The 23084-nt window shown below is 65.3% G+C and carries 19 protein-coding genes; 12 read left to right on the forward strand and 7 right to left on the reverse strand.

Annotation, left to right across the window (positions count from 1 at the left end; genetic code table 11):
- Positions 1-82: 82 nt before the first annotated feature.
- The 5 genes from QQZ18_RS15665 to QQZ18_RS15685 all read right to left on the reverse strand — a co-directional run bounded on the left by QQZ18_RS15665 (position 83) and on the right by QQZ18_RS15685 (position 6250).
- The gene (locus QQZ18_RS15665; RefSeq protein ID WP_342398926.1) at positions 83-1621 is read right to left on the reverse strand and encodes a sensor histidine kinase; all 1539 of its coding nucleotides are present in this window, start codon (positions 1619-1621) and stop codon (positions 83-85) included.
- Positions 1622-1671: 50 nt separating this feature from the next.
- A complete protein-coding gene (locus QQZ18_RS15670) occupies positions 1672-2370 on the reverse strand; it encodes a response regulator transcription factor (RefSeq protein ID WP_284541846.1) in 699 nt (232 codons plus the stop codon).
- 7 nt (positions 2371-2377) lie between these two features.
- The gene (locus tag QQZ18_RS15675; RefSeq protein WP_284541847.1) at positions 2378-3901 is read right to left on the reverse strand and encodes a DUF4153 domain-containing protein; all 1524 of its coding nucleotides are present in this window, start codon (positions 3899-3901) and stop codon (positions 2378-2380) included.
- Between the two features lie 349 nt (positions 3902-4250).
- Positions 4251-5003 (reverse strand): response regulator transcription factor, encoded by a 753-nt coding sequence (locus QQZ18_RS15680; RefSeq protein ID WP_284541848.1) that lies wholly within the window; start codon positions 5001-5003, stop codon positions 4251-4253.
- Entirely contained in the window at positions 5000-6250 is a 1251-nt protein-coding gene (locus tag QQZ18_RS15685; RefSeq protein WP_284541849.1) for a GAF domain-containing sensor histidine kinase, read from the reverse strand. Before QQZ18_RS15685 ends, QQZ18_RS15680 begins: the two co-directional genes overlap by 4 nt.
- 178 nt (positions 6251-6428) lie before the next feature.
- On the opposite strand from QQZ18_RS15685, the gene QQZ18_RS15690 reads away from it, so the two are divergent.
- The 11 genes from QQZ18_RS15690 to eda all read left to right on the forward strand — a co-directional run bounded on the left by QQZ18_RS15690 (position 6429) and on the right by eda (position 19669).
- Complete coding sequence (locus QQZ18_RS15690) at positions 6429-7346, forward strand: SMP-30/gluconolactonase/LRE family protein (protein ID WP_284541850.1); 918 nt, start codon at positions 6429-6431, stop codon at positions 7344-7346.
- 37 nt (positions 7347-7383) lie between these two features.
- Complete coding sequence (locus QQZ18_RS15695; RefSeq protein WP_284541851.1) at positions 7384-8418, forward strand: sugar ABC transporter substrate-binding protein; 1035 nt, start codon at positions 7384-7386, stop codon at positions 8416-8418.
- 206 nt (positions 8419-8624) lie between these two features.
- Positions 8625-9647 carry an ABC transporter permease gene (locus QQZ18_RS15700; protein ID WP_284541852.1) on the forward strand — a complete coding sequence of 341 codons (1023 nt, stop codon included), beginning with the start codon at positions 8625-8627 and terminating at the stop codon, positions 9645-9647.
- A gap of 1 nt (position 9648) precedes the next feature.
- Positions 9649-11181 (forward strand): sugar ABC transporter ATP-binding protein, encoded by a 1533-nt coding sequence (locus tag QQZ18_RS15705; protein ID WP_284541853.1) that lies wholly within the window; start codon positions 9649-9651, stop codon positions 11179-11181.
- Positions 11181-12122: an ABC transporter permease gene (locus QQZ18_RS15710; RefSeq protein ID WP_284541854.1), complete on the forward strand. Its 942-nt coding sequence runs from the start codon at positions 11181-11183 to the stop codon at positions 12120-12122. The genes QQZ18_RS15705 and QQZ18_RS15710 overlap by 1 nt, the downstream gene beginning before the upstream one ends.
- A 16-nt stretch (positions 12123-12138) precedes the next feature.
- Positions 12139-13731 carry a UxaA family hydrolase gene (locus QQZ18_RS15715; RefSeq protein WP_284541855.1) on the forward strand — a complete coding sequence of 531 codons (1593 nt, stop codon included), beginning with the start codon at positions 12139-12141 and terminating at the stop codon, positions 13729-13731.
- Between the two features lie 158 nt (positions 13732-13889).
- Positions 13890-14903 (forward strand): zinc-binding alcohol dehydrogenase family protein, encoded by a 1014-nt coding sequence (locus QQZ18_RS15720; protein WP_284541856.1) that lies wholly within the window; start codon positions 13890-13892, stop codon positions 14901-14903.
- A gap of 16 nt (positions 14904-14919) precedes the next feature.
- Positions 14920-16389 carry a tagaturonate reductase gene (locus tag QQZ18_RS15725; RefSeq protein WP_284541857.1) on the forward strand — a complete coding sequence of 490 codons (1470 nt, stop codon included), beginning with the start codon at positions 14920-14922 and terminating at the stop codon, positions 16387-16389.
- Between the two features lie 98 nt (positions 16390-16487).
- Positions 16488-17975: a UxaA family hydrolase gene (locus tag QQZ18_RS15730; protein WP_284541858.1), complete on the forward strand. Its 1488-nt coding sequence runs from the start codon at positions 16488-16490 to the stop codon at positions 17973-17975.
- On the forward strand, positions 17972-18916 hold the full coding sequence (locus QQZ18_RS15735; protein WP_284541859.1) for a sugar kinase: 945 nt from the start codon (positions 17972-17974) through the stop codon (positions 18914-18916). The genes QQZ18_RS15730 and QQZ18_RS15735 overlap by 4 nt, the downstream gene beginning before the upstream one ends.
- Before the next feature lie 120 nt (positions 18917-19036).
- Positions 19037-19669 (forward strand): bifunctional 4-hydroxy-2-oxoglutarate aldolase/2-dehydro-3-deoxy-phosphogluconate aldolase, encoded by a 633-nt coding sequence (eda, locus tag QQZ18_RS15740; RefSeq protein WP_284541860.1) that lies wholly within the window; start codon positions 19037-19039, stop codon positions 19667-19669.
- Positions 19670-19706: 37 nt separating this feature from the next.
- Here eda and QQZ18_RS15745 read toward each other — a convergent pair whose 3' ends face one another.
- Together QQZ18_RS15745 and QQZ18_RS15750 are read right to left on the reverse strand one after the other, a co-directional pair.
- Positions 19707-21614, reverse strand: coding sequence for a putative bifunctional diguanylate cyclase/phosphodiesterase (locus QQZ18_RS15745; protein ID WP_284541861.1), 1908 nt, complete (start codon positions 21612-21614; stop codon positions 19707-19709).
- 688 nt (positions 21615-22302) lie between these two features.
- Positions 22303-22551 (reverse strand): helix-turn-helix domain-containing protein, encoded by a 249-nt coding sequence (locus QQZ18_RS15750; RefSeq protein ID WP_284541862.1) that lies wholly within the window; start codon positions 22549-22551, stop codon positions 22303-22305.
- 44 nt (positions 22552-22595) lie between these two features.
- Between QQZ18_RS15750 and QQZ18_RS23830 the strand changes: the two genes are divergently transcribed.
- Complete coding sequence (locus QQZ18_RS23830; RefSeq protein WP_446728655.1) at positions 22596-22973, forward strand: site-specific integrase; 378 nt, start codon at positions 22596-22598, stop codon at positions 22971-22973.
- Positions 22974-23084 lie beyond the last annotated feature (111 nt).

Here is a 23084-nt window from a genome sequence, read left to right on the forward strand (position 1 = left end):
AGACCGGTGGGCGACCACCATCTCGTACAAGGTTCCTCGCCCGGCCCGGCAGGGGCGGTTGTCCGCGAACCGTCACCGATAGTCAGCTCGTGGCGTCGGCGGCAGGCAGATCAAGGCGGAAGGCGGCTCCCCTCTCGCTGTCGGCAAGCTCCAGGCTACCCTTGTGGGTCGCCACCATGGCGCGCGCAATGGAAAGCCCCATGCCGGTGCCGCCGTCGGCCCGGCGCGTGGTGAAGAACGGATCGAAGACACGCCCCCTGTTGGCCGGCGAGATGCCGGGACCATCGTCGGTCACGGACACGATCACCCGTCGCCCCTCGGACATTGTCGAGATGACGACATGGGCAGCCCCGGCCCGGATGGCGTTGTCGACGAGGTGGCAAAGAACCAGTGCCAGCGTTTCCGACGACATGGCGACGCGTCGGTCGGGATCGCCCTCCACCTTGAACTTCAATGCCGGTCGCCCTTCGCGAAGGGCGTCGATCACGTCGGCTGGCCGGCAGGTGCCGACGATGGGCATCGTCTCGGCACGGGCAAAATCGCGAAGACGAGCCACCAAGGCGCCGAGACGGTCGGCATTGTTCTGGATTCCAACGAGGAACTCCAGCCGTTGGGCCGGTGTCATGGTCGGTTCGGCGACATCGTCGACGAGCAACTCGGCAGCGCCGGAAATGGCCGTCAGCGGCGACTTCAGCTCATGGGAAACATGGGCGGCAAAGGTTGCCACATACTCCGAACGGGCGGCCAAACCGGCCGCCATATCGAGAAGGCTTTGCGAGAGCCGAGCGAACTCGGCCGTGCCATGGTGATCGAGGGGCTTCAGCGCGTCGCGGTCTCCATCGGCGATCGCCGTGGTGCGCGCGATCAGAGCCCGTACCGGCCGAATGATGGTCCGATGGAAGACGAAGCCGATGACCGACGTCGCGGCCAGTACGCTCAACAGGGCGAGCCCGGCCTTGTGACGCTCCTGGTAGAGTTGCTTGAGCGCGTTAGCCGGCGTGCGCGACGCATAGACGACGGCTGCCACGCGCCCGTCGACGGCAACCGGCAGAGCGACGAACACGCGGATGTCCGCCCCTCGGCTGATCGAGTCGAGCGCGGGTATCGAGCGCTTGGAATTGCGCTGCCGCAGCACCGCCCGGTACTCTCCCGCCAACGCGGCCGCCACCTCCGGCAAGCTCGCCAGCGACTTCCCGACCTCCTCGCCACCGGCCACGACCACTCCGTCAGCGTCGAGGATACGGAAGCCGGCAAGGGTCGTCGCCCGGATGGCCATCAATTCGGGGGCAAGGCGAAAGCCGAGATCGGCAAGGGGCGACGGACCGGCGACGGGCGTTGCGTCCGGCCGCTGAGGCAAAACCGTATCGGCCGCGAGATCGAGGCGGGGCAAGACGGGAGCGAGACCGTCCACGTCCGGCGTCCCCACCCGAACGACCGGCCCAAGCCGCAGGCCGGGAGGTGGATTGTCAGCCAGCTCGACACCGATCCGCGCGGCGACGGCGGCACTCTGGGCGATCAGCTCGCCTTCGGTCTGGCGGATCAGTTGATTGTCGTAGATGCGAAAGAAGATGACACTGCCGAGCGGAAGAGAGGCCACCAGCATCAGGACGCAGGCGATCACGAGACCAAGCCGCGGTCTCCACTTTTGCCGCACGCGCGGCGCCGTCGCGCTCACGATGCTGCCACGCAGGGGCCGAGCCGGAAGCCGACGCCGTGCACCGTTTCGATGACCGACGCACAGCCGGCAGCGCCAAGCTTGGCGCGGATGTTGCGGATGTGGCTGTCGACGGTGCGGTCCGATACGTGAATGGCGTCCGACCAGGCCTCCTCCAGGATCCGCTCGCGGTCGAACACCTGGTTCGGCCGGCTCATCAGCGCCCGAAGGATGGCGAACTCCTGGGCGGTGAGAGCCACAGAACGCTCGCCAACCATGGTACGATGTCCGTCGGGATCGAGCGAGACAACGCCCCGAGCGAGGCAGCGAACGTCGGAGGCGCCGGACCCGCGACTGCGTTTCAGAATGGCGGCGACGCGCGCCACCAGTTCGCGTGGCGAGAAGGGCTTGGTGACGTAGTCGTCGCCGCCGAGTTCAAGCCCGAGCACCCGGTCGATTTCCTCGTCGCGAGCCGACAGGAACAGGATCGGGACCTCGCTGGTCTTGCGGATTTCGCGGCAGGCGGCGAATCCGTCCATCTCCGGCATGCCGATGTCGAGGACGACGAGATCGGGAGCCTCCCTGAGAAACAGGGAGAGGGCGGTCCGTCCGTCGCCGGCGGCGTGCGTTCGATGGCCGGCCTTTTCCAAGGCGAAGGTGATCACCGAGCGGATGGCGGGATCGTCATCGACCACCAGAATAAAAGCAGGCTGCATGACGAGATCACCGGGGTTGGGAAGCGGTCCATCGAGGCGCCTCGGACAGATAACGCCTGAGCCGCCAATCTGCAAAGCTCCAGGTGCGCCAGGTCTGTTGCCCTGCAAGCAGCTGATCGGCGGCCCGATCGCGCCAGTCGTCGAGGGAGACGCCGGTCCAGGCACCTTCGAAGTGGCCGACCCAGTACTTGCCGTGGCCGGCCAGCAAATCCCGCCGAGCGTCGAGCGCCGGTATGGCGCGCGGACCGAAGGCGAGAGCGATGTAGGTGAGATCGAGCTCTGGCCCTTCACCGGTCGCCTCGCGCGAGTGGGCGATGTTGAAACCGGTGACCAGACCGGCAAAATCCACGAAGCAGCAGACCCAAAGGGTAAGGATGGCCGCGCCGACGTTGGCGCTCAACAGCCACCGCGTCGAGTGTCCGGCAAAGATGCGCACGAGGATGGTGAGGAAGCCGAAGGCGACGAGTCCCATCCAGACGAAGGCCGCCACCCGCCACAGCGTCAACGAGTAGGCTTCCACATAGAGATCGAGGCGCAGCATGGAGGAGACGATCAGGACGAGACCTTGGCCGACGAACATCAGCAGAAGTGGCTTCAGGGATCGCGACTGCCGCTCGTCCGGACTGCCGCGAAGCGCCACCAGCACGAAAGCGGCGGCCACCATTGCCGCGGCCATCAGCGGGTAGGCGCCGCGATGGGCATATTCGGCGTGGGTCATGCCATCTGGCAAATCTGCACCGCCCCAGAGGTAGCCGGCATCGGTCAACGTCTGAAGGGCGAACAGCAGATTGAAGGAGACGAGCGAGCGCCGAATGGCGGCCTGGCCCAGAAAGCCCGACCAGCGTCCATTCGCGACAGGCCATCCGAATGGCAGCGTCACGGCAAGCCGGCTCCGCACCAGATGCAGAAGCGGCCAGATCATCATGGCCATGGCCAGCCAGAAGACGATGCGCGGCCCGTCGACCAGCATCAGCCGGTCCGGCCTCATCAAGGCGGCCCATCGCTCGATCACCGGGTTGGCAGTGAGAAAGACAAGGAGAAAGAACAGCGACAGACCGACCGTCACGACCCATCCGAATACATCGAAGCGCGGACGGGCACGCCGACATGCCGCCCGCCGAACGCGCTCGATATCCGAGATGAAGCGAAGCCATCCGCCGAAAGGTATCCATGCGGCGAGCCCGGCAACCGCCGCCCAGCCGATGCCGCCATGAACCAGCAGCACGGCGCCTGCTGCCGACAGGCAGATGACGAGCGGAACGGAGAGCGGATCGGCATCGGCGGCCAACGCGGCGACCGCAGCAACGACCAGGGCAAGAGCGGCGAGGCGCACGCCCATCGACGAGTGGAGCCGGTTGAAAACAGCGGTGACGGTGAAAAGCAAACCAAGAAAGAGCGCGGTCGGCAGACCGGCCGCCGGCCTGTCGTAAAAGAGCAGGTCGGCAATCGCCACCAACAGGACAAGGACGACAGCGCGCTGCTTGAACCACAGTGCGGGGCCGACATGGCGGTCGGCAATGGGGAAGGTCATGATCGGCGGTTCCGGGTGGGAGCATCGATACTCGAACGGGCCACCGCTGCAGGGGCCGCCTTCACCTTGCGCGGCAAAGGAGCGGAACGGTGCGGCGAGGCCTCGTCGTCGGATGTCGACCCGGCAAGCCACCACGCGTCATGAGCGAGGCGGTCGGGGAGCGGTTCGGCAAAATGGGGGCGGAAGCGGACACGGATCGACATGCCCCGTCGTCGCATGTCGGGTCGCAGAAACCTGGGCGAGCTTCAGCAGCGTTTCAGGATTTTCGTGCAGATTTCTTGCAGCGTCACGTCGGACCGGGACGCGACCATTCCCGCGCCGACCCACGGATCGCTTGGCGACCTTCCACTCAACGCGGATAGCCGCCAGGCGACCGGAGGCCGCGCTCCGGGTCCTGCTGGTACTCGGACTCGGCGATCTCGATCGTCTTGGAATTGATGATCCGGCTGGAAAGAGCCATCGCCACAGCGCGCGAGCGGCTGTTGAAGACGGCGCGCCCATCCGGCATCAGGGGAAGGGATGCAAGCCCCAGCTTGGCATAGAGCTGCTGAAGTCGCCCCTGCACCGAGCGCATCGACATGTTGCGGCGCGCGGCGATCGCCTGGTCGGTGAGGCCGATGGCAATATCGAGCAGGATCTCGTACTCGACCTCGGTCAGTTCGTCCGACCCCTTCTGGCCGCGCTTCTGAAGACCGCGTACCTCGCGGTCGATGATGTTCTGCCCTTCGACGAAGACGCACTGGATCGCCCGCCTCAGCCGATCCTTGGACGCGGTTTTCAGCAGGTAGCCGTAGGTCGCGCCGGACGGCACGATGCGGGCGACGCCGCGAACGTAGGCCTCGTCGGCATAGTTGGACCAGAAGATGATCGGCATCGCCGGGTTTTCTGCCCAGATCGCCTTCGCTGCCTGAACCCCGGTCTTCTTGGGCATCTGCAAATCGAGGATGACGCCCTTGAGCTCGTGCTCATGGGCGAGACGGATGGCATCCTCGCCGTTCTCCGCCTCGATGACCTGCTCGCAGTCAATCTCGCCGAGCGCCATGACCTCGCGCAGAAAACCGCGATGCAGCACATCGTCCTCGGCGATCAGATAGGTGCTCATTCTGCCTCCCGATTGCGCGCCGACTCCTGTGGCCGGGCTAGCGGAATGGTTATGCTCAACTGCGTTCCGACGCCTTCGGCACCGGACGTCACGGTCAGTTCGGCCTCGATCAGCGACGCGCGGGTCCGCATGTTGGCAAGCCCCCCGGTTCGCTTGCCCGGCATCTGGGGCAGGCCGCAGCCATCGTCGACGACCGTAATGCGAATGCCGGCGGCGTTGGAGAAGACCTGAACCTCGATCGTCGAGGCGCCGGAGTGCCGACCGGCATTGTTGATGGCCTCCTGGACGATGCGATAGAGCGCGACCTGCGTATTGGTCGGCAAGGCGTCGATCGCCTCGCAACCCTCGTCCAACAAGCGGCAGACGAGCGGCTTGGCGGAGGCGCGGGCATACCGGTCCAGAACCGCTTCGATGGCTTCGGAAAACCCGAAGAACTGCAGCACCGAGGGCCGGGCGTTGTCGATGATGACCCTGAGTTCGGTGAGGCAGTGCGAGATGTCGTCCTGGATCGGCTGCAACTCGCTGCCCCGGAGGTTCGCCTTGCTTTCCAGGCGCTTCAGGTTGCGGGAGATGCGCGAGAGATCGGCCAGCGTCTGGTCATGCAGATCCATGCCGATGGCCTGCCGGGCGTTTTCCAGCTCCTCGGTCAGGTGACGCGCGCCGATGCGCAGCCCCTCGGCGCGGGCCTCCGCCTCCACCCGCTTAATCTCCCGCCGGCTGGCCAGCTCGCTCTGCTGAAGGGCGAACATGTAGGCGGCAAGGATGTCGGCGACGATCCGCGCGTTGTCGAGATCGGCCTCGCTGTAGGTATCGGGCACCTGGGTGGAGAAGGACAGCGCGCCGATGATCCGCCCCTCGACCAGAACCGGCACGTGCAGGCGGCCGCGCAGGCCGGCATCGAAGATTGGCTTGGACCAAGCGCCTTCAAAGTGGAAACGGGGATCGGCCTGGGCATCGGGGGTGATGATGCTATCGACCTCCCCCATGAAAAGGGCGCGGATGGGACTGACGGCGACGGATCGCGTTCCGCGCGATTCGATATCCCACTCGGTATGCAGCCCCGCCTCGTAGGTGGAAACGATGGTGCGGTCGGCATTCATCAGCGCCACGTCGATATGATCGTGCGGCAGGATGTCGATCACCGCCGTCGAAACCGACTGGACCACGCATTTGAGGTCGAGCTGCCCGGTGATGGACTTCAGGACCGCCATGATGCGTTGCAGATCGAACGGGGTGCGACTCAGCATGGCTGCCTCTTGCATGAACGGCTCGATTGTCGGCGCAGACCGCACGCGAAACCAGCGCGAAAGCGCGTCTAGTTTTGCGGGTTCCCGCAAAATGGAGGTGGGACCTGCGCTGTCTCGCTCCTTTTATCTCTGCTTCAATGACAGTGAGGAAAACGCAAATACAAGAGCCAATGCGCCGATGAGCCAGCAACGCATAACCGCGCTCGACGAGCGTCTGTGGCAGCTCGTGCTGCCGAGCAGCCCTCTCGAGACACTGAGTACCGGGCACCTGTGGACCGAGGGGCCCGCCTATTTTCCAACGGGCGATTTCCTCATCTGGTCGGACATTCCGCGCGGCAGGATGTACCAGTGGATTCCCGACCTTGGTGTCCGCGTACTCGATCACGCGGCCAACAACTGCAATGGCCACACGATCGACCCGCAAGGGCGCCTTGTGGCCTGTGAGCACCTGACGCGTTCGGTCGTCCGCTTCGAGCTGGACGGCCGGCGCACGGTCATCGCCGATGCCTTCGAGGGGCGGCGGCTCAACTCGCCCAACGACGTGATCGTCGCGTCCGACGGCGGCGTCTGGTTCACCGACCCGACCTACGGCATCATGACCGACTACGAGGGCAAGCGCTCGCCATCCGAACAGGACGGGTGCTTCGTCTATCGCGCCGATCCCGCGACGGGAAAGGTCGAGGCGAAGATCCGTTCGATGTTGAAGCCGAACGGGCTTGCCCTGTCGCTCGACGAGCGGACGCTCTATGTCGCCGACAGTTCGGCGTCCCACGACGCGGCGGGTTTTCACCACGTCATGGCGTTTCCGCTCGGAAGCGACTGGCAGGTCGGCGAGGGCAAGACGCTGATCACCATCGAGGAGGGAGTGCCCGACGGCCTGCGCCTCGACGAATACGGCAACCTCTGGGTTTCCTCGGCGCGCGGCGTCGAGATCTTCGCCCCGGACGGTTGCCCTCTCGGCATCATCCACGTGCCGGAGACCGTGGCCAACCTGTGCTTCGGTGGCCCCAAGAACAATCGACTGTTCATCACGGCATCGACGTCCGTCTATGCCGTCTATACGGCGGTGCGCGGCGCCGAGCGTCCCGCGCGTTGAGGACCTTCAAGGCAAGAACGAGACTAGGGAGAGAGACATGACCCAGAAAGACGAAAGCAAGCTCTTGGCCGATCGCCGCACCATCCTGAAGTCCATGGCCCTGGGCTCGGCTGCCCTGACGGGCGCCGCCACCGGCCTGATGGCCGGCATCGACCCGGTCACCGGCGTCGTCGGCATCAGCGCCGCCCGCGCCGACGAGCGGGTGAAGATGGCCTTCCTGCAGATTCAGCCGCACACGGTTTCGGCCGGCTGGTCGAAGGGCATCGAGGAAGTGCTGAGCACCCAGCAGACCGTCGACTACACGCAGCTCGACGGCCAGAACAAGGTCGAGGTTCAGGTCAGCCTGATGGACACGCTGATCAACAACGATACCAAGGTGATCTTCCTGCAGCCGAGCGACAGCGTGGCGCTCGCCCCGTCGATCAAGAAGGCCAAGCGCAAGGGCATCATCGTCATCACGCTCAACATCGACGCCACCGAAGCCCACGCGGCCCACGTGGAAATGAACCACTACTACGGCGCCATGGAAATCGCCAAGGTGATGGGCGAGAAGCTCGGCGGCAAGGGTGATGTCGCCATCCTCAACGCACCCCCGGGCATCATCATCCGCGACCAGCGCACGAATGGCTTCGTCGACGGCCTCAAGAAGTACCATCCGGACATCCGCATCGTCGCTGATCAGGTCGCCGACTGGTCGCGCAAGAAGGCCCAGGACGTGCTTTCCACCATCCTGGCCGCCAACCCCAACCTCGCCGGCGTCTACGGCGTCAACGACTCGATGGCGCTCGGCGCGGTCGATGTCGCCAAGGAAAAGGGGCTCATCGGCAAGATGGTGATCTTCGGCAACGACGGCGAGAAGGACGCGCTGGCGTCGATCGAGGCCGGCGAACTGACCGGCACGCAGTACACCGACGTGTTCCAGCAGGGCCGTTTCGCCGCCGCCGCGGCCACGGTGCTGACCTCCGGCCTCGTCACCGCCAAGGCGTTCGAGCAGCAGGGCAAACTCCTGATGCCCTTCGTGATCGCCACCAAGGAGACGGTCGGTCAGATCCAGCCGTCGCAGCGCTGGTAAGCGGCAAGCCGCACTTCCAGACGCGATCCGGGTGGCCTAGGCTTCCCGGATCCGCATAGACCGAGCGCCATGCGATCGGCCGCCCGTCCGCGGTCCATCGCTGGTCCGTCGGCGGCGGATCGCCCCGCCGGGCAGCCGGCCATCTTCAGAGCCGAGCGCGCCACCCGTCAGCAAAGCTGAAGCAAAACCCGATCGATAGGTCCGCAATGCGTGTCCAATCCGCATTCATCGCCGTAGTCCTGTTCTTCCTGGCAGTGCTGGCGTTCTTTTGCACGTTCGCACCCAACTTTGCGACGGCAAGCAACTTCGAGGATCTCATGGCGGGATTCTCGTTCATTGCGATCCTCGCCATAGGCGAGTCCTTCCCCATCCTGCTGCGCGGCATCGATCTGTCCGTGGGCGCCACTCTCGCACTGGCCGGCATGGTCGCCTTCGACCTGACGCTGATGTTCGACGTGCCCGGCTATGTCGCCATCCCGATCACCCTCGCGGTGGCAACACTCTGCGGCGCGATCAACGGCGCCCTGATCGTCAAGCTGCGCCTCCAGCCCTTCATCGCCACGCTATCGACGCTCGCCGCCTATCGCGGCCTCGTCTATGCGATTTCCGGGCGACAGCTGGTGCCCGAGCTGTCGACGACGCCGCTCAGCGACCCATGGATCATGGGGCTCGACACCTATTTCGACATCGGGTCGGCGACCGGCCTGTCGTCACTGGTCGAAATGCCCTGGGTTCCCTTGTCCTTCTTCATCATGATCGCGACGCTCGTCGTGTTCGGCGTCATGCTCGGCCGCACCCGCTTCGGCCGCGACATCTACACCGTCGGCGGCAATGCCGAGGCGGCCCGCCTCGCCGGAATCAATGTCGGCCGCACGATCATCACCGCCTACGCGATCTGCGGCTTCTGCGCCGGGCTTGCCGCCCTGCTGATGATCGCCCGCCTGTCGACGACGACGGAATCGCTCGGCATGGGCATGGAAATGAGCGCGATCGCGGCGGCGGTGATCGGCGGCGTCAGCCTGTCGGGCGGCATCGGCGGCCTCGCCGGTCCGGTGATCGGCACCTTCCTGCTCGGCATGGTGCTGATCGGCCTGACGCTGCTCGGCATTTCCCAGTTCGTCCAGCAGATTCTCACCGGCGTCATCCTGCTGATCGCCGTCGGCCACGACCGCTTCCTCGCCGTCCGCCGGCAGAAGCGCCTAGCCGCCAACCTCGCCGAGGAGGCTTGAGATGCCCGCAGCAGCCAACGTGAACGCCAGCGCCGCCCAGCTCCTCGACGCGCATGGCCTGACCAAGGTCTATGGTAACCTCGTCGCCCTCGATCACGCCGACTTCCGCGTGATGCGTGGTGAAGTCAGGGCTCTCATCGGCTCCAACGGCGCCGGAAAGTCAACCCTGATCAAGGTTCTGACCGGTGCGATCATGCCCACGTCGGGCAGCGTGACGCTCGACGGCGTCGAACTGCCGCTCGGCCGGCCGGAAGAGATGATCCGCCACGGCATCGGATGCATCTACCAGCATTCGAACATGGCGCCGGCACTGAGCGTGCTCGACAACATCTTCCTCGGCCGCCAGCCGACCCGTCGCTTCGGTCTCGTCGACGTCAAGGCGCAGCGGCGCGAGGCGGAGGAACTGCTCAAGCGCTATTGCATCGATCTCGATCTCGACGCCACGGTCGGCGAACTGCCGACGGTGAAACAGAAGGAAGTGGAGATCGTTAAGGCGCTGGCGCTCGACGCCAAGGTGCTTCTGATGGACGAGCCGACCGGCTGGCTCGCCGCTTCCGACGTGCGTCGCCTGCACGACACCATACGTCTCCTCAAGAGTCGCGGCGTCGGCATCGTCTACATCAGTCACATGCTCGATGAGATCTTCACCGTCTGCGACACCATGACCATCATGCGCGACGGTCGGGTCATCGCCGAGGCCGACGTCGCCGACATGACCCGCGCCAAGGTGATCGAGCTGATGGTCGGCGACCGTCTGGCGCGCGAAAGCTCGGCGGCGGCCGGCGAGGCCCGCCATCCGCGCGGCAACGGCGACGTCCGCCTGTCGGTCAAGGGACTGAGCCGCCGCGGCATGTTCCGCGACGTGAGCTTCGATCTCTACGGCGGCGAAATCCTCTGCATCACCGGTCTCATCGGCTCCAAGCGAACCGAACTCATGCACGCCATCTTCGGCTCGGAGCCGCGGGACGCCGGCACCGTCGAGGTCGACGGCAAGCCGGTCAGTTTCCGCGCGCCGGGCGATGCCATGGCCTGCGGCGTCGGGTTCGTGCCCGAGGATCGCCATCGCGACGGCCTGATGCTCGGCATGACGGTGACGGAAAACCTCGTCATGACGACGCTCGACCGCTTCCGCCGCCTGTTCCTGCTCGATCGTCGTGGCATCGAGGCGGCTTCGCGCCGCTCGATCGATGATCTCAGCGTCAAGCCGGCAGACGGGCGCAAGCTGGTCCGCCAGCTGTCCGGCGGCAACCAGCAGAAGGTGCTGGTCGGCAAATGGCTGCGCCTCGGCCCCAAGGTGATCATCCTCGACGAGCCGACCGTCGGCGTCGATGTCGGCGCCAAGGCTGAGATCTATTCCATCCTGCGCGCCGAACGTGACCGGGGCGCCGCCGTCCTGGTGGTTTCCTCCGACCTTGAGGAAGTGATGACCGTCGCCGACCGCATCGGCATCATGGTTTCGGGGCGACTGCGGTCGATCCACGACGCCACCGACATGAGCATGGCCCAGGTGGTGGCCGAAATCGGAGCCGAATGATGAGCGCCCTCTCCCCCAACATCGCCACCCGTCTGGCCCCGCATGCGCTGACCATCGCCATCGCGGCCTTCGTCGTGGTCTTCTCGGTGATCGAGCCCGCCTTCCTGTCGCCCGACAACCTCGTCGGCATCGTTCGCCAGGTTGCCATGGTCGGCATCATGGCCACCTGCATGACCTTCGTCATCATGACGGGCGGTATCGACCTGTCGGTCGGACCGGTGCTCGCCCTGTCCGGCGTCGTCTCCTTCTTCGCCATGGAGGCCGGCTATCCCCTGCCGCTCGTCCTGGCGGCCGGACTGGCAGCAGGCGTCCTCGTCGGCCTTCTCAACGGTGCGGTCATCGCCTTCCTGGGACTGCCGCCGATCATCGTCACGCTCGCCATGCTGTCCATCGTTCGCGGCTCCGCGCTGTTGCTCGGCGGTCCCGATCTGCACAGCATCCGCGACCAGCCCGGATTCACCTTCATCGGCACGGGGTCGATCGCCGGCATTCCCTTCTCGATCTATCTGTTCGTGGCGGTTTCCCTGCTGGTGGTCTTCCTTCAGAAGATGACGCCGATCGGCATCTGCGTCGCCGCCATCGGCGAGAACGAGCGTGCCGCCTTCCTGAGCGGCCACCGCACCCGCATCACCAAGATGTCGCTCTATGCCATCTCGGCCTTCGGAGCGGCGCTCGCCGGCATCATCCAGTCGTCGCAGGTCCACACGGCGTCGGCCACCTATGGCGAGTTCGGTACCGAACTCGACGTGATCGCCTCGGTCGTCCTTGGAGGCACCAGCCTGATGGGTGGCAACGGATCGGTCGCCCGGACGGTGCTCGGCGTGATGTTCCTGGGCATCATGAACAACGGCATGAACATCCTCAACGTGTCGATCGACATCCAGCTCATCGCCAAGGGCGCCATCATCGCCCTCGCCTTGGCTCTGGCCGAGCGCGGCTGAGCGGACGGGGAGAGCCATGCGCAAGATCCTGCGGATCGACCCTGCCGACAACCTCATCGTCGCCCTGACCGATCTGGCGAGCGGCGAAGAGGTCGAGGGATCCGGCGAACGCTTTCGCATCGCGGCCGCCGTGCGGGCAAAGCACAAGTTCGCAGCGCAGGATCTTCGTCCGGGTGACGCCGCCGTGCTCTATGGCACCATCGTCGGCCAGGCCACGCAACCGATCGGGCGCGGCGAGCCGGTGACCACCGCCAACATCCGGCACGCTGCCGCCGATGTACCGGACGACGAACCGTCGCCCTATCTCTGGCAGCCCCCCGACGTCTCCGGCCTTGCGACCCGAACCTTCGACGGCTACCAACGGCCGGACGGCAGGGTCGGGACGGCCAACCACTGGCTGGTGCTGCCGCTGGTGTTCTGCGCCAACAGGAACGCCCGCAAACTGGCGGATACCTTGTCCGCCGCGCTCGGCTACCGGGATGATCGCCTGGAGGCCATCGCGCGGCAGCTAACCGGAGGCGCGAGCGGCGCCCAGGCCGGCCGTCGCTTCTCCAATATCGACGGCATCAGGGCGATCGACGTGACAAGCGGCTGCGGCGGCGCCGCTTCCGATTGCGAGGCTCTGTGCGAGGTGCTCGCCGCCTATGCCGACCATCCCAACGTGGCCGGCATAACCGTCTTCAGCCTGGGCTGCGAGAAGTCGCAAGCCTCCACGTTTCGGGAGGCTCTTCACCGGCGCAATCCCGCCTTTGCCAAGCCGGCGCTGTTCTACCGCCAGCAGGACTGGGCGTCGGAGGCGGCGATGATGGAAGACGCCTTGCGGCAAACGCTCGAGGCACTGGCCGTTGCCGACGGCATCGAGCGGACGCCCGCTCCGCTGGCAAAGCTGAGGATCGCCGTCAAATGCGGCGGCTCGGACGGTTTCCCCGGCATTTCAGCCAACCCCGTCATCGGCCTCGTCTCCGACAGGCTTGTCGCCCTTGGCGGCGCTTCGGTGCTGGCGGAGTTTCCCGAACTCTGCGGCGCCGAGGGCGCCATTGCCGCCCGTTGCGCGCGGCCGGAAGATCGCGCCCGTTTCCTCGCGCTGATGCGCGACTACGAAGCGGCTGCCAACCGATGCGGAACGTCGATTTCCGACAATCCGAGTTGGGGCAACATCGAGGATGGTCTCATCACCGATGCCATCAAGTCCTGCGGGGCAGCCCGAAAGGCCGGCACGGCGCCTGTCGTCGCCGTGGCCGACTATGGCGAGCCGATGGCCGACAGTGGCCTGACGCTGCTTTGCACCCCCGGCAACGACCTGATCGCCGTCACCGGGCAGGTCGCGGCGGGCGCTACGCTCGTGCTGTTTTCGACCGGCCTAGGAACGCCGACCGGCAACGCCATCGCCCCGGTGATCAAGATCGCCACCAACAGCGCCGTTGCCACCCGGCTGCCGGACATGATCGATTTCGACTGCGGCCCCGTCATAGCCGGCGCCTCGCCCGAGGATAACGCCTCCGATCTCATCGAGATGATGATCGACGTCGCCAGCGGCCGTCTCCCAACCCGCGCCGATCAGCTCCAGCAGCACGATTTCCTGTTCTGGAAACGGTCGTTGGATCTGTGACGTGGAAGCGGGACGAACCAATTCGTGGCTGCCTTCGGCCTTGTCATCCCTGACGGGCATCGTCGGCCAGCCGCTTCGGACCAACCATTGGCGGGACAGGGACGGCCAGGCGACTTGACCGGCGCTCGATACCGCGAACAGACAAGAGGACAGTTCCCATGCTAGCACTGAAGATCGACGGCAGTGGATTGAGTTCGTTTCACGAGATCGCGGAGCCGGTTGCGGGGGGTGGCGAGGTTGTGGTTGCGGTGAAGCACGTCGGTCTGTGCGGCAGCGACCTCAACACCTTCTCCGGCCTCAATCCGCTGGTGAGCCTGCCGCGCATTCCCGGCCACGAGATCGGGGCGGAGATCGTCTGCACCGGAGTGGACGTGCCGGCCGAGTACGCGCCGGGCAAGCGGGTCATCGTCGTGCCGTACACGGCCTGCGGCACCTGCTCGTCCTGCCGCAAGGGCCGCGTCAACGCCTGCCGCTACAACCGGACGCTGGGCGTCCAACAGGAAGGCGGCCTCGCCGAGAAGATCGTGCTGCCCTACGGCAAGCTGATCCTCAACGACACGCTCGCGCCGCGCCATCTGGCGCTGGTCGAGCCGCTGTCGGTGGGCTTCCACGCGGTGGACCGTGGCCGCGTCGAGGCGGGCGACCGCGTGGTGGTGATCGGCTGCGGCATGATCGGCATGGGCGCGGTGGCCGGCGCGGTGGCGCGCGGCGCCGAGGTGATCGCCGTCGATCTCGGCGACAAGACGGCCATGGCGCTGAAGTACGGCGCCAGGCACGCCATCGACGCCGGCAAGGACGACGTGGTGGCGCGCGTCAACGAGCTGACCGGCGGCGACGGCGCCGACGTGGTGATCGAGGCGGTCGGCCTGCCGGCCACCTTCACCCAGGCCGTCGACCTCGCCTGCTTTGCCGGCAGGATCGTCTACATCGGCTACTCCAAGGCGCCGGTCACCTACGACACCAAGTACTTCAACATGAAGGAGCTCGACATCCACGGCTCCCGCAACGCCACCATCGACGACTTCAAGGCGGTGATCGCCTATCTCGAGGGGCTCGACCATGCCCCCGACGACCTGATCTCCAAGGTGTTCCCCTTCAAGGACGCCGACAAGGCCCTGCCCTATTGGACAGAAGCCCGCGCCTCGACGCTGAAGATCCTGATCGAGTGCTGAGGGCGAGGACATCATCATGAACAGCATCGACGCATCCGCCCTCAACGGCCGCCCCCGGCCGCGAACCCGCATCCTGCAATGGGGCGAAGGCAACTTCCTGCGCGCCTTCGTCGACTGGAAGATCGACCGCATGAACGAGGCCGGCGGCCTCGACTGGGGCGTCGTCATCGTCCGGCCGATCGCCGAGGGCAACCCGCACTGGCTGAACGAGCAGGACGGGCTCTACACCGTGCTGTCGCGCGGCGTCGCCGACGACGGCTCCAAGGTGTCGGAAGCCCGCGTCGTCGGCTCGGTCTTGAAGGAGATCGGCGCCCACCAGCACTGGACCGAGGTGCTGGCTCTCGCCCGCGATCCGGAGATCACCGTCGTCATCTCCAACACCACCGACGCCGGCATCGCCTATGTGCCGACGGTCAAGTACGCCGACGCCCCGCAGGCCTCCTTCCCGGGCAAGATGACGCGCCTCCTGCACGAGCGCTGGAAAGCCTTCGGCGGCAAGCCTGATGCCGGCTGGCAGATGATCGCCTGCGAGCTGATCGACCACAATGGCGACGAACTCCGCCGCATCGTGCTGCGCCACGCCGAGGAGTGGGGGCTGGAGGCCGCCTTCATCGCCTGGGTGAAGGAGGCCAACGCCTTCTACAACACGCTGGTCGACCGCATCGTGCCGGGCTACCCACGCGCCGATGCCGAGGCGATCGAGCGGGAGCTCGGTTACACCGACCGCTTCATGACCACCGGCGAGCTGTTCCACTTCTTCGTCATCGAGCGCCAGCCCGGCCAGCCGGAGCTGCGCCTGCCGCTGGCCACCCACGATCCCGACACCATCGTCGTGCCCGACGCCACGCCCTACAAGGCGCGCAAGGTGGCGATCCTCAACGGCGCCCACACCGCGCTCTGCGCCCTGAGCCTGATCTCCGGCGTTGCGACGGTGGGCGAGGCGGTGACCACCAAGGTGGGGGCGAAGTTCCTCGACCGGCTGCTCAACGAGGAGGTCATCCCCTTCCTGAGCCTGCCCCGGGACGAACTGCAAGCCTTCGCCGATGCGGTGCTGAGGCGCTTTGCCAATCCCTACATCCGCCACCTCTGGTACGACATCTCGCTCAACGGCCTCGTCAAGTACCAGACGCGCGACCTCGACCGGCTCCTCGCCTACATCGACCGCCACGGCAAGCCGGCGCCCTTGATGACGCTGGCGCTCGCCTCCTGGCTGGTGTTCTACCTCGGCCGCTTCAACGGTTCGGAGGCCTATCCGCCGCGCGACAGTGCCGACATCATCGCCAGGGTCAAGGCGATCGGCGCGCTCGACGACGGCACTCCCAAGGGTCGCGAGGCGATGGTTGCGGCCTATCTCGGCGAGAGCGCCTTCTGGGGCCGGTCGATCGACACGCCGGCGCTCAGGACAGCCGTCCTCGCCGACGTCGCCGACCTCACCGCCGCACCGATGAGCATCGAGCGGCTGGGCCAGCTGATCGACGCCCGCTGAACGAGCCTATCTGATGGGGCGATGCCCTGTCCCCATATGTCAAAGACCGGCGCTGTCGTGGCGCCGGTTCCCTTGCCTCAGACTTCAGGATGAGAGCCATGCCGCGCGTTCTCAAGATCCACCCCGATGACAGCGTCGCCGTCGCCCTCGAACCGCTCGCCAAGGGCACCGACATCCCCGCCTTCGGTCTCACGCTCCGCGACGACGTGCCGCAGGCGCACAAGTTCGCCCTGAAGGACATCGCCGCCGGCGACAAGGTGATCAAATACGGCGCGGTGATCGGCCTTGCCCGCGAGACGGTTCCCAAGGGCGCGCATGTCCACGTCCACAATCTCAAGACCGCGCTCGGCGACATCCTCGACTATCAATACGCCGGCAATGTCTCGGCCCGCCCCCAGAACGGCGGCCCGGTGCCGACGATATCGGCCTACGAGCGAGTGAACGGCGACATCGGCATCCGCAACGACCTCTACATCGTGCCGCTGGTCGGCTGCATCAACGGCCTTGCCGACAACATCGCCAAGGCGGTGGAGAAGGAGGGCATGCTGCCCGAGGGCTCCAGCGTCACCGTCCTCTCCCACCCCTATGGCTGCTCGCAGCTCGGCGACGACCTCGCCAACACGCGCGGCATCCTGCAGAACTACGTGGCGCACCCCAATGCCGGTGGCGTGCTGGTGCTCGGTCTTGGCTGCGAGAACAACACCAAGGCCTACTTCCGGGAAGGCCTGGAGCTGCCCGACCCCGATCGCGTCCGCTTCCTGACCAGCCAGGAGGCCGGCGACGAGATGGCCGAGGCGCTGGCCCTCTGCCGCGAGCTGACGGCGAAGATGGCCGGCGACAGGCGGACCGAGGTCGGCGCCGACCGCCTTCGCATCGGTCTCAAGTGCGGCGGCTCGGACGGCTTCTCGGGCATCACCGCCAACCCGCTACTCGGCGCCTTCTCGGACTGGCTGACCGGCATCGGCGGCACCACCGTGCTGACCGAGGTGCCGGAGATGTTCGGCGCCGAACAGCTGCTCATGGAGCGCTCGGAAAGCCGCGAGGTGTTCGACAAGACGGTGGCGCTGATCAACGACTTCAAGCGCTACTACGTCGACAACAACCAGCCGATCTACGAGAACCCCTCGCCGGGCAACAAGGCGGGCGGCATCTCGACGCTGGAAGAAAAGTCGCTCGGCTGCACGCAGAAGGCCGGCCTCTCCACGGTGCGCGACGTGGTCGGCTACACCGGCAGGATCTCAAAGCCCGGCCTCAACCTTCTGTCGGCGCCGGGCAACGACGGCGTCGCCGTCACCGCGCTCGCCGCCTCGGGCTGTCACATGGTGCTGTTCACCACCGGACGCGGCACGCCGCTCGGCGGCGTCGTCCCCACCATGAAGATCGCCACCAACTCCGACCTTGCCACCCGCAAGCCGCACTGGATCGACTTCGACGCCGGCCCCATCGCCACCGGACAGACCACCGTCGAGGGCCTCCGCGACAGCTTCGCAGATGCCGTCCTCCAGATCGCCTCCGGAAAGCCAACCAGAAACGAAACAAACCACATCAAGGAAATCGTCATATTCAAAACAGGGGTCACGCTGTGAGAACCGGTCTAGCATCCGGAGACTTCGCGAGCATTGGCGAATGCATGGTGGAACTGTCGCCGACCGGCGACGGTCTCTACCGACAGGGCTTTGCCGGCGACACGCTGAACACCGCCTGGTATGTCCGCGCGCTCGTTAGCCAAGTAGGGCGCAAGGTGCGCTACGTGTCGGCCGTTGGAACCGATGCGCTGTCGGAGACCATGCTCGGCTTCCTGTCGGATGCCGGCATAGACACCGGTTCGATAGCCAGGATCGACGACCGAACCGTGGGGCTCTACCTCATCACGCTCGTCGGCGCCGAGCGCTCGTTCACCTATTGGCGAAACAGCTCGGCCGCGCGGCGTCTTGCCGCCGATACCGAACGCCTGAGACGAGCGCTCGACGGCGTCGGCACGGCCTATCTCTCCGGCATCACGCTGGCCATTCTCGAACCCGAGGACCGGGCGAGATTGTTGTCCGTCCTGACGGACTTCCGGAAGAACGGCGGCGAGGTGGTGTTCGACCCCAACATCCGGCCGCGTCTCTGGGGCGATCGGGAGACCATGGCGCGGGTCACGACCGACGGATACAGGGCGGCGACCATTGCACTGCCGACCTTCCCCGACGAAGCCGACCTTTACGGCGACGCGTCGCCCGGCGATACGGCGAACCGCATTGCTGCCCTGGGCGTTCGCGAGGTTGCGGTGAAGAACGGACCCGACCCGGTGTTTCTGCGCGTCGCGGGCGACGCGGACGCCACCATTGCCGCAAGGACCGAGGTGCAACCGATCGACACCACCGGCGCCGGTGACAGCTTCAACGGCGGCTACATTGCCGCGCGCCTTGCCGGCCGCTCGCCAATCGAAGCCGCGACGCTCGGCCATGCCATCGCGGCGCGGGTGATCCGCCACCGTGGCGCTCTTGCACCTTTCGCAGCCGTCGCCGACCTCGCCACCCTCTAGAGCATGTCCGGCAAACCCAGGTTTGCCAACGCACTCTAGCTCTTTGTCTTCACGCAGCTCCGGACACAAGACCGGTACCCACTTTTGCTGGATCTGCTCTAACCTTCGGAACAGGCACTCATGTTCGACACGTCCGCCCTTCTCGCCGTTCTCCGCCGCGCGCCGGTGGTTCCGGTGCTGATCATCGACCGCCCGGAAGATGCCGTGCCGCTCGGCACCGCGCTGGTCAAGGGCGGCCTGCCGGCTCTGGAAGTGACGCTGCGCACCCCGGCGGCGCTCGACGCCATCCGGGCGATGAGCGCCATTCCCGGCGGCGTGGTCGGTGCCGGCACCGTGCTCGACCGTGCCCAGGCCGAGGCCGCCGTCGCGGCCGGCGCCAAGTTCCTGGTCAGCCCCGGCGCCACGCCCGATCTGCTCGACGCGGCGATCGAGCTCGACGTCCCGCTCCTGCCGGGCGTCGCCACGGCATCGGAGGCGATGGTGGCACGCGACAAGGGCTACCGCATCGTCAAGTTCTTCCCGGCCGGTCCCGCCGGCGGACCGAAGTATTTGCAGGCGCTCGCCTCGCCGCTCGGCGAGATGGTGTTCTGCCCGACCGGCGGCGTCAGCCTCGACAACGCCACCGACTATCTCAAGCTGAAGAACGTCGTCTGCGTCGGCGGCTCCTGGGTGGCTCCGGCCGATGCCGTCAAGGCCGGCGACTGGGCGCGTATCGAGCAGCTGGCAAGGGAAGCCGCGGCGATCGCCGTTTAGTGTCGTTTCTCCGACTTCGCGGCTACGACGCCCTCGATTATCCGGACAGGATTGCCAGAGCACTTTCGCCTCGATAGGGCGACCGCGCTTGCCTTGGTTGAACGATGTTGAAAGCCTCGGCGAAGTGCGTCGCGAGCATCGGCTTTCCGATCAGGTATCCCTGCCCCTCGGTGCAGCCCTGGCGCAGCAGGCTGTCGCGTTCGGGTTCGCGCTCGATGCCCTCGGCAATCGTTTCCAGATCGAAGGCCTTGGCCATGTCGAGAATGGCCCGCACCACCGAAGCGTCCTTTTCCGAGACCAGCATGCCGTCGATGAAGGAACGGTCGATCTTGATGCGCGTCAGCGGATAGCGCTTCAACAGACTGAGCGAGGCAAAGCCCGTTCCGAAATCGTCGAAAGCGATGCCGACCCCGTGTTGCCGCAGTTCCTGTAGTGTCTCCAACACGAAGTCGTCGTGATCGAGCACGATGTTCTCGGTGATCTCTAGCTCGAGAGAGCTCGGAGGCAACCCATGCTTGTCTAGGGTTGCCATCACTTCCTCGGCGAAATCGCCGACCCGGAACTGCGCCCCGAACAGATTGACGCCCATGCGAAAGAACTTCATGCCGCTGCGCCGCCAGAGCGCGGCTTGGGCGCAGGCTTCGTCGAGCACCCACGACCCGACCGTCGGGGCCAGGGGACCGTGTTCGAGAGCCGGCAGAAAAGTCGCGGGGCTCAACAGCCCGCGCGTGGGATGTCGCCAGCGGATCAGGGCCTCGGCCCCGGTGAGCGCCCCGTCGGACAGGCGGATCTGGGGCTGATAGACAAGGAGAAACTCGCCTTGCTTGACCGCCCGGTGGATCTCCATGCCATAAAGACGCCGCGCCGTGGCCTCCATGCGAAGAGACGGCTCGAAGACCAGCGATCTGCCGCGTCCGTTCGTCTTGGCCCTGAAAAGGGCGAGATCGGCGTTGCCAAGCAGCTCGATAGGATTGTTGGTGTGCAGAGGCGCAAGAGATACGCCGCAACTTGCCGCGACACGGATCTCCTGATCATCGACCATGATCGGCTTGCCAAGCTCGTCGCCTATGGCGTTGGAAACGATCAGAGCCTTTTGGGCATCGGTGACGCCGTTCAAAAGGATTGCGAACTCGTCGCCACCGATCCGCGCCACGATGCCGGCATCCCTGACGCAGCTTTCCAGGCGGTAGACGATCTCCCGCAGGATGCCATCGCCGACGGCGTGGCCGAGCGTATCGTTGATGTCCTTGAAGCCGTCGAGATCGATCATCACCACGGCAACGGCGGTCGGCTTCGCAAGTGCCTCTTCCACTTGGCGGAAAAACTGACCGCGGTTGGCGAGCCCGGTGAGCATGTCGAAGTTGGCCAGCCGGTAAAGCTCCCCAGCGTCGCCTTGATAGGCCGCCGTATCCCTCAATCCACCGGACTGGACGGCTCGCTCGGCGGACACTTCGATCCGCCGCAACTCCAACCTGTCGGCCGCCATGTTCGCCAGTTCGCGCAGGCGGCTCATGTCGTCCGAAGTGAAATCCTGATGCGGCTTGCTGTCGATCACGCAGAGCGCGCCCAGCGGCAAACCGCCGGCGGAAAGCAGAGGCACGCCCGCGTAGAAGCGCAGGTTGGCCGATCCGGTCACCAAGGGATTGTCGTGGAACCGCTCGTCGGAGGTCGCATCCGGAACGACCATCACGCCATCCTGGGTGATGGCGTGCGCACAGAAGGACACATCGCGGCTCATGTCGACTTCGCCGACGCCGATGCTGGCCGCGAAGAAAACATGATCGCTTCCGATCATGTTTACTGCGGCAACCGGCATACCGAACATGCGCGCCGCGATCCGGACCACGGAGTCCAGACTGAGCAGCGGCTTTTCATCGACGAGCCCATACTCGGACAGGGCCTGCAGCCGTTCCACCTCTGTCGGCAATACCGGAGGACACTTCATAGACCCCGCTCCCGAGCGCATCCGTGAGAGAGCATCATGCCTGCGCGTTTGATGCCGTGACCTTACACTGCGCGCGCCCGCTTCCGACATTCAAAGACCGGCCCATGCTGGGGAAACATGCTCCGTCCCTCAAGTAGCGAAAAGGTACTATTGCAACCTCTTCGTCAACGAATGGTTCACTTGGCGAGTGAGGGTGTACGCGGCTTAGGAGCCGAGTGTTGCAATGCAGGTCGGATGGGGTGCCGTAACCGCCTTGGTGTGACCTATGCAAGCTGTGCTCTTACCTCGCCATGTCCCAAGTCGGTTACGCGTGGCTGGAACTGATATAGGTGGTAGTGTTCGATCCGAAAGCACACCGGCATCCCTGACAATCATAACGGTCTTAGCGCAGCGGACATGTGCTATAATGACAGTTAGCGAACGTTCGGTATTGCGCGCAATTTGCCGGGATAAAGCGGGATGATCCGGGATAGAGCGGCAGAGAACGCTTAGCATAGCCGCTGTTTGAATCAACAAGGGAAATTTGCCCAAACATTCCGGCTACCGAAAGCAGTTGCAGAATACTCAGCAAGGGGACATTTTGTCCGCGCGGCGGTAGAAGTTTGTGCCATCGCCACTGAGGGAGATCAGCGCCCTCCAGCCGCCTGCATACCGCACATACATAGTCCACCGGACCGCATCGGTGCTGTTACGACCTATCGGCAGCATCTCGTATGCGAATGCCCGGCGCGTCTTCAGGGGAGCCAACAAACTCCACCCCCGCAGCTTCAAGCGCCGTCAGGACCGCCACAAGCGTCGCTGATCGACTTGGAGGGATCCCATCGACGAGCTCAAAACGTTTGATAGTCTGTTGTCCCACGCCGGCCAAGCGAGCCAGCTCAGCAGACGACATACGAAGCGCTGCTCGAGCCGCCCTAATTTGAAGCCCCGTGATCATTGGACTTGAATTAGTGGTTCTTTTGGTACCATATCAGAAGCCAAATGGATCAATTATCTGCCCCCAACCAAGTCGCCACGTCGAATGCGCTCACTTGGCACGAAGCCATAGACCGCCTCGAAGGAGCATACTCTGAACAAACACTTCGAAGCTATCGGTCTGATTTCGCGATCTTCGACAGTTGGTGCGTTGCCAACAACCTTTGCTCATTGCCAGCTTCGCCCGGTGCGCTTGCCGCCTTCATTGCAGCCCAAGCTCCTGAGCTTGCCGCCAATACGCTACGCCGTCGCTTAGCTGGCATACGAAAAGTTCATCGTTTGTTCCATTTTCAGAATCCCGCCGAGAACGAGGAAGTTCTAATTGCCATGCGTCGTGCGCTCCGGTCCAAGCCGGGCCGCCCTCGCCAAGCCCTAGGTGTTTGATCCCAGGCTTTGATGGTGCATTATTTTCCCAAGCTTGGAGGGATGCACTATGGGCCAGGTTCTACACGGCAGCGCCACAACGACAGAGGCAGTCCGTCGAGCGATACAGCA

This window comes from Pleomorphomonas sp. T1.2MG-36 (genome assembly GCF_950100655.1).
GTDB lineage: Bacteria > Pseudomonadota > Alphaproteobacteria > Rhizobiales > Pleomorphomonadaceae > Pleomorphomonas.

Excerpts from the sequence above, each read along its gene's own strand:
- QQZ18_RS15720 (WP_284541856.1), top strand. The coding sequence starts at position 13,890 with ATGCTAGCACTGAAGATCGACGGCAGTGGATTGAGTTCGTTTCACGAG.
- eda (WP_284541860.1), top strand. The coding sequence starts at position 19,037 with ATGTTCGACACGTCCGCCCTTCTCGCCGTTCTCCGCCGCGCGCCGGTG.
- QQZ18_RS15745 (WP_284541861.1), bottom strand. The coding sequence starts at position 21,614 with ATGAAGTGTCCTCCGGTATTGCCGACAGAGGTGGAACGGCTGCAGGCC.
- QQZ18_RS15730 (WP_284541858.1), top strand. The coding sequence starts at position 16,488 with ATGCCGCGCGTTCTCAAGATCCACCCCGATGACAGCGTCGCCGTCGCC.
- QQZ18_RS15670 (WP_284541846.1), bottom strand. The coding sequence starts at position 2,370 with ATGCAGCCTGCTTTTATTCTGGTGGTCGATGACGATCCCGCCATCCGC.
- QQZ18_RS15680 (WP_284541848.1), bottom strand. The coding sequence starts at position 5,003 with ATGAGCACCTATCTGATCGCCGAGGACGATGTGCTGCATCGCGGTTTT.
- QQZ18_RS15700 (WP_284541852.1), top strand. The coding sequence starts at position 8,625 with ATGCGTGTCCAATCCGCATTCATCGCCGTAGTCCTGTTCTTCCTGGCA.
- QQZ18_RS15750 (WP_284541862.1), bottom strand. The coding sequence starts at position 22,551 with ATGATCACGGGGCTTCAAATTAGGGCGGCTCGAGCAGCGCTTCGTATG.
- QQZ18_RS15705 (WP_284541853.1), top strand. The coding sequence starts at position 9,649 with ATGCCCGCAGCAGCCAACGTGAACGCCAGCGCCGCCCAGCTCCTCGAC.
- QQZ18_RS15675 (WP_284541847.1), bottom strand. The coding sequence starts at position 3,901 with ATGACCTTCCCCATTGCCGACCGCCATGTCGGCCCCGCACTGTGGTTC.
- QQZ18_RS15725 (WP_284541857.1), top strand. The coding sequence starts at position 14,920 with ATGAACAGCATCGACGCATCCGCCCTCAACGGCCGCCCCCGGCCGCGA.
- QQZ18_RS15695 (WP_284541851.1), top strand. The coding sequence starts at position 7,384 with ATGACCCAGAAAGACGAAAGCAAGCTCTTGGCCGATCGCCGCACCATC.
- QQZ18_RS15710 (WP_284541854.1), top strand. The coding sequence starts at position 11,181 with ATGAGCGCCCTCTCCCCCAACATCGCCACCCGTCTGGCCCCGCATGCG.
- QQZ18_RS15685 (WP_284541849.1), bottom strand. The coding sequence starts at position 6,250 with ATGCTGAGTCGCACCCCGTTCGATCTGCAACGCATCATGGCGGTCCTG.
- QQZ18_RS15690 (WP_284541850.1), top strand. The coding sequence starts at position 6,429 with ATGAGCCAGCAACGCATAACCGCGCTCGACGAGCGTCTGTGGCAGCTC.
- QQZ18_RS15715 (WP_284541855.1), top strand. The coding sequence starts at position 12,139 with ATGCGCAAGATCCTGCGGATCGACCCTGCCGACAACCTCATCGTCGCC.
- QQZ18_RS23830 (WP_446728655.1), top strand. The coding sequence starts at position 22,596 with ATGGATCAATTATCTGCCCCCAACCAAGTCGCCACGTCGAATGCGCTC.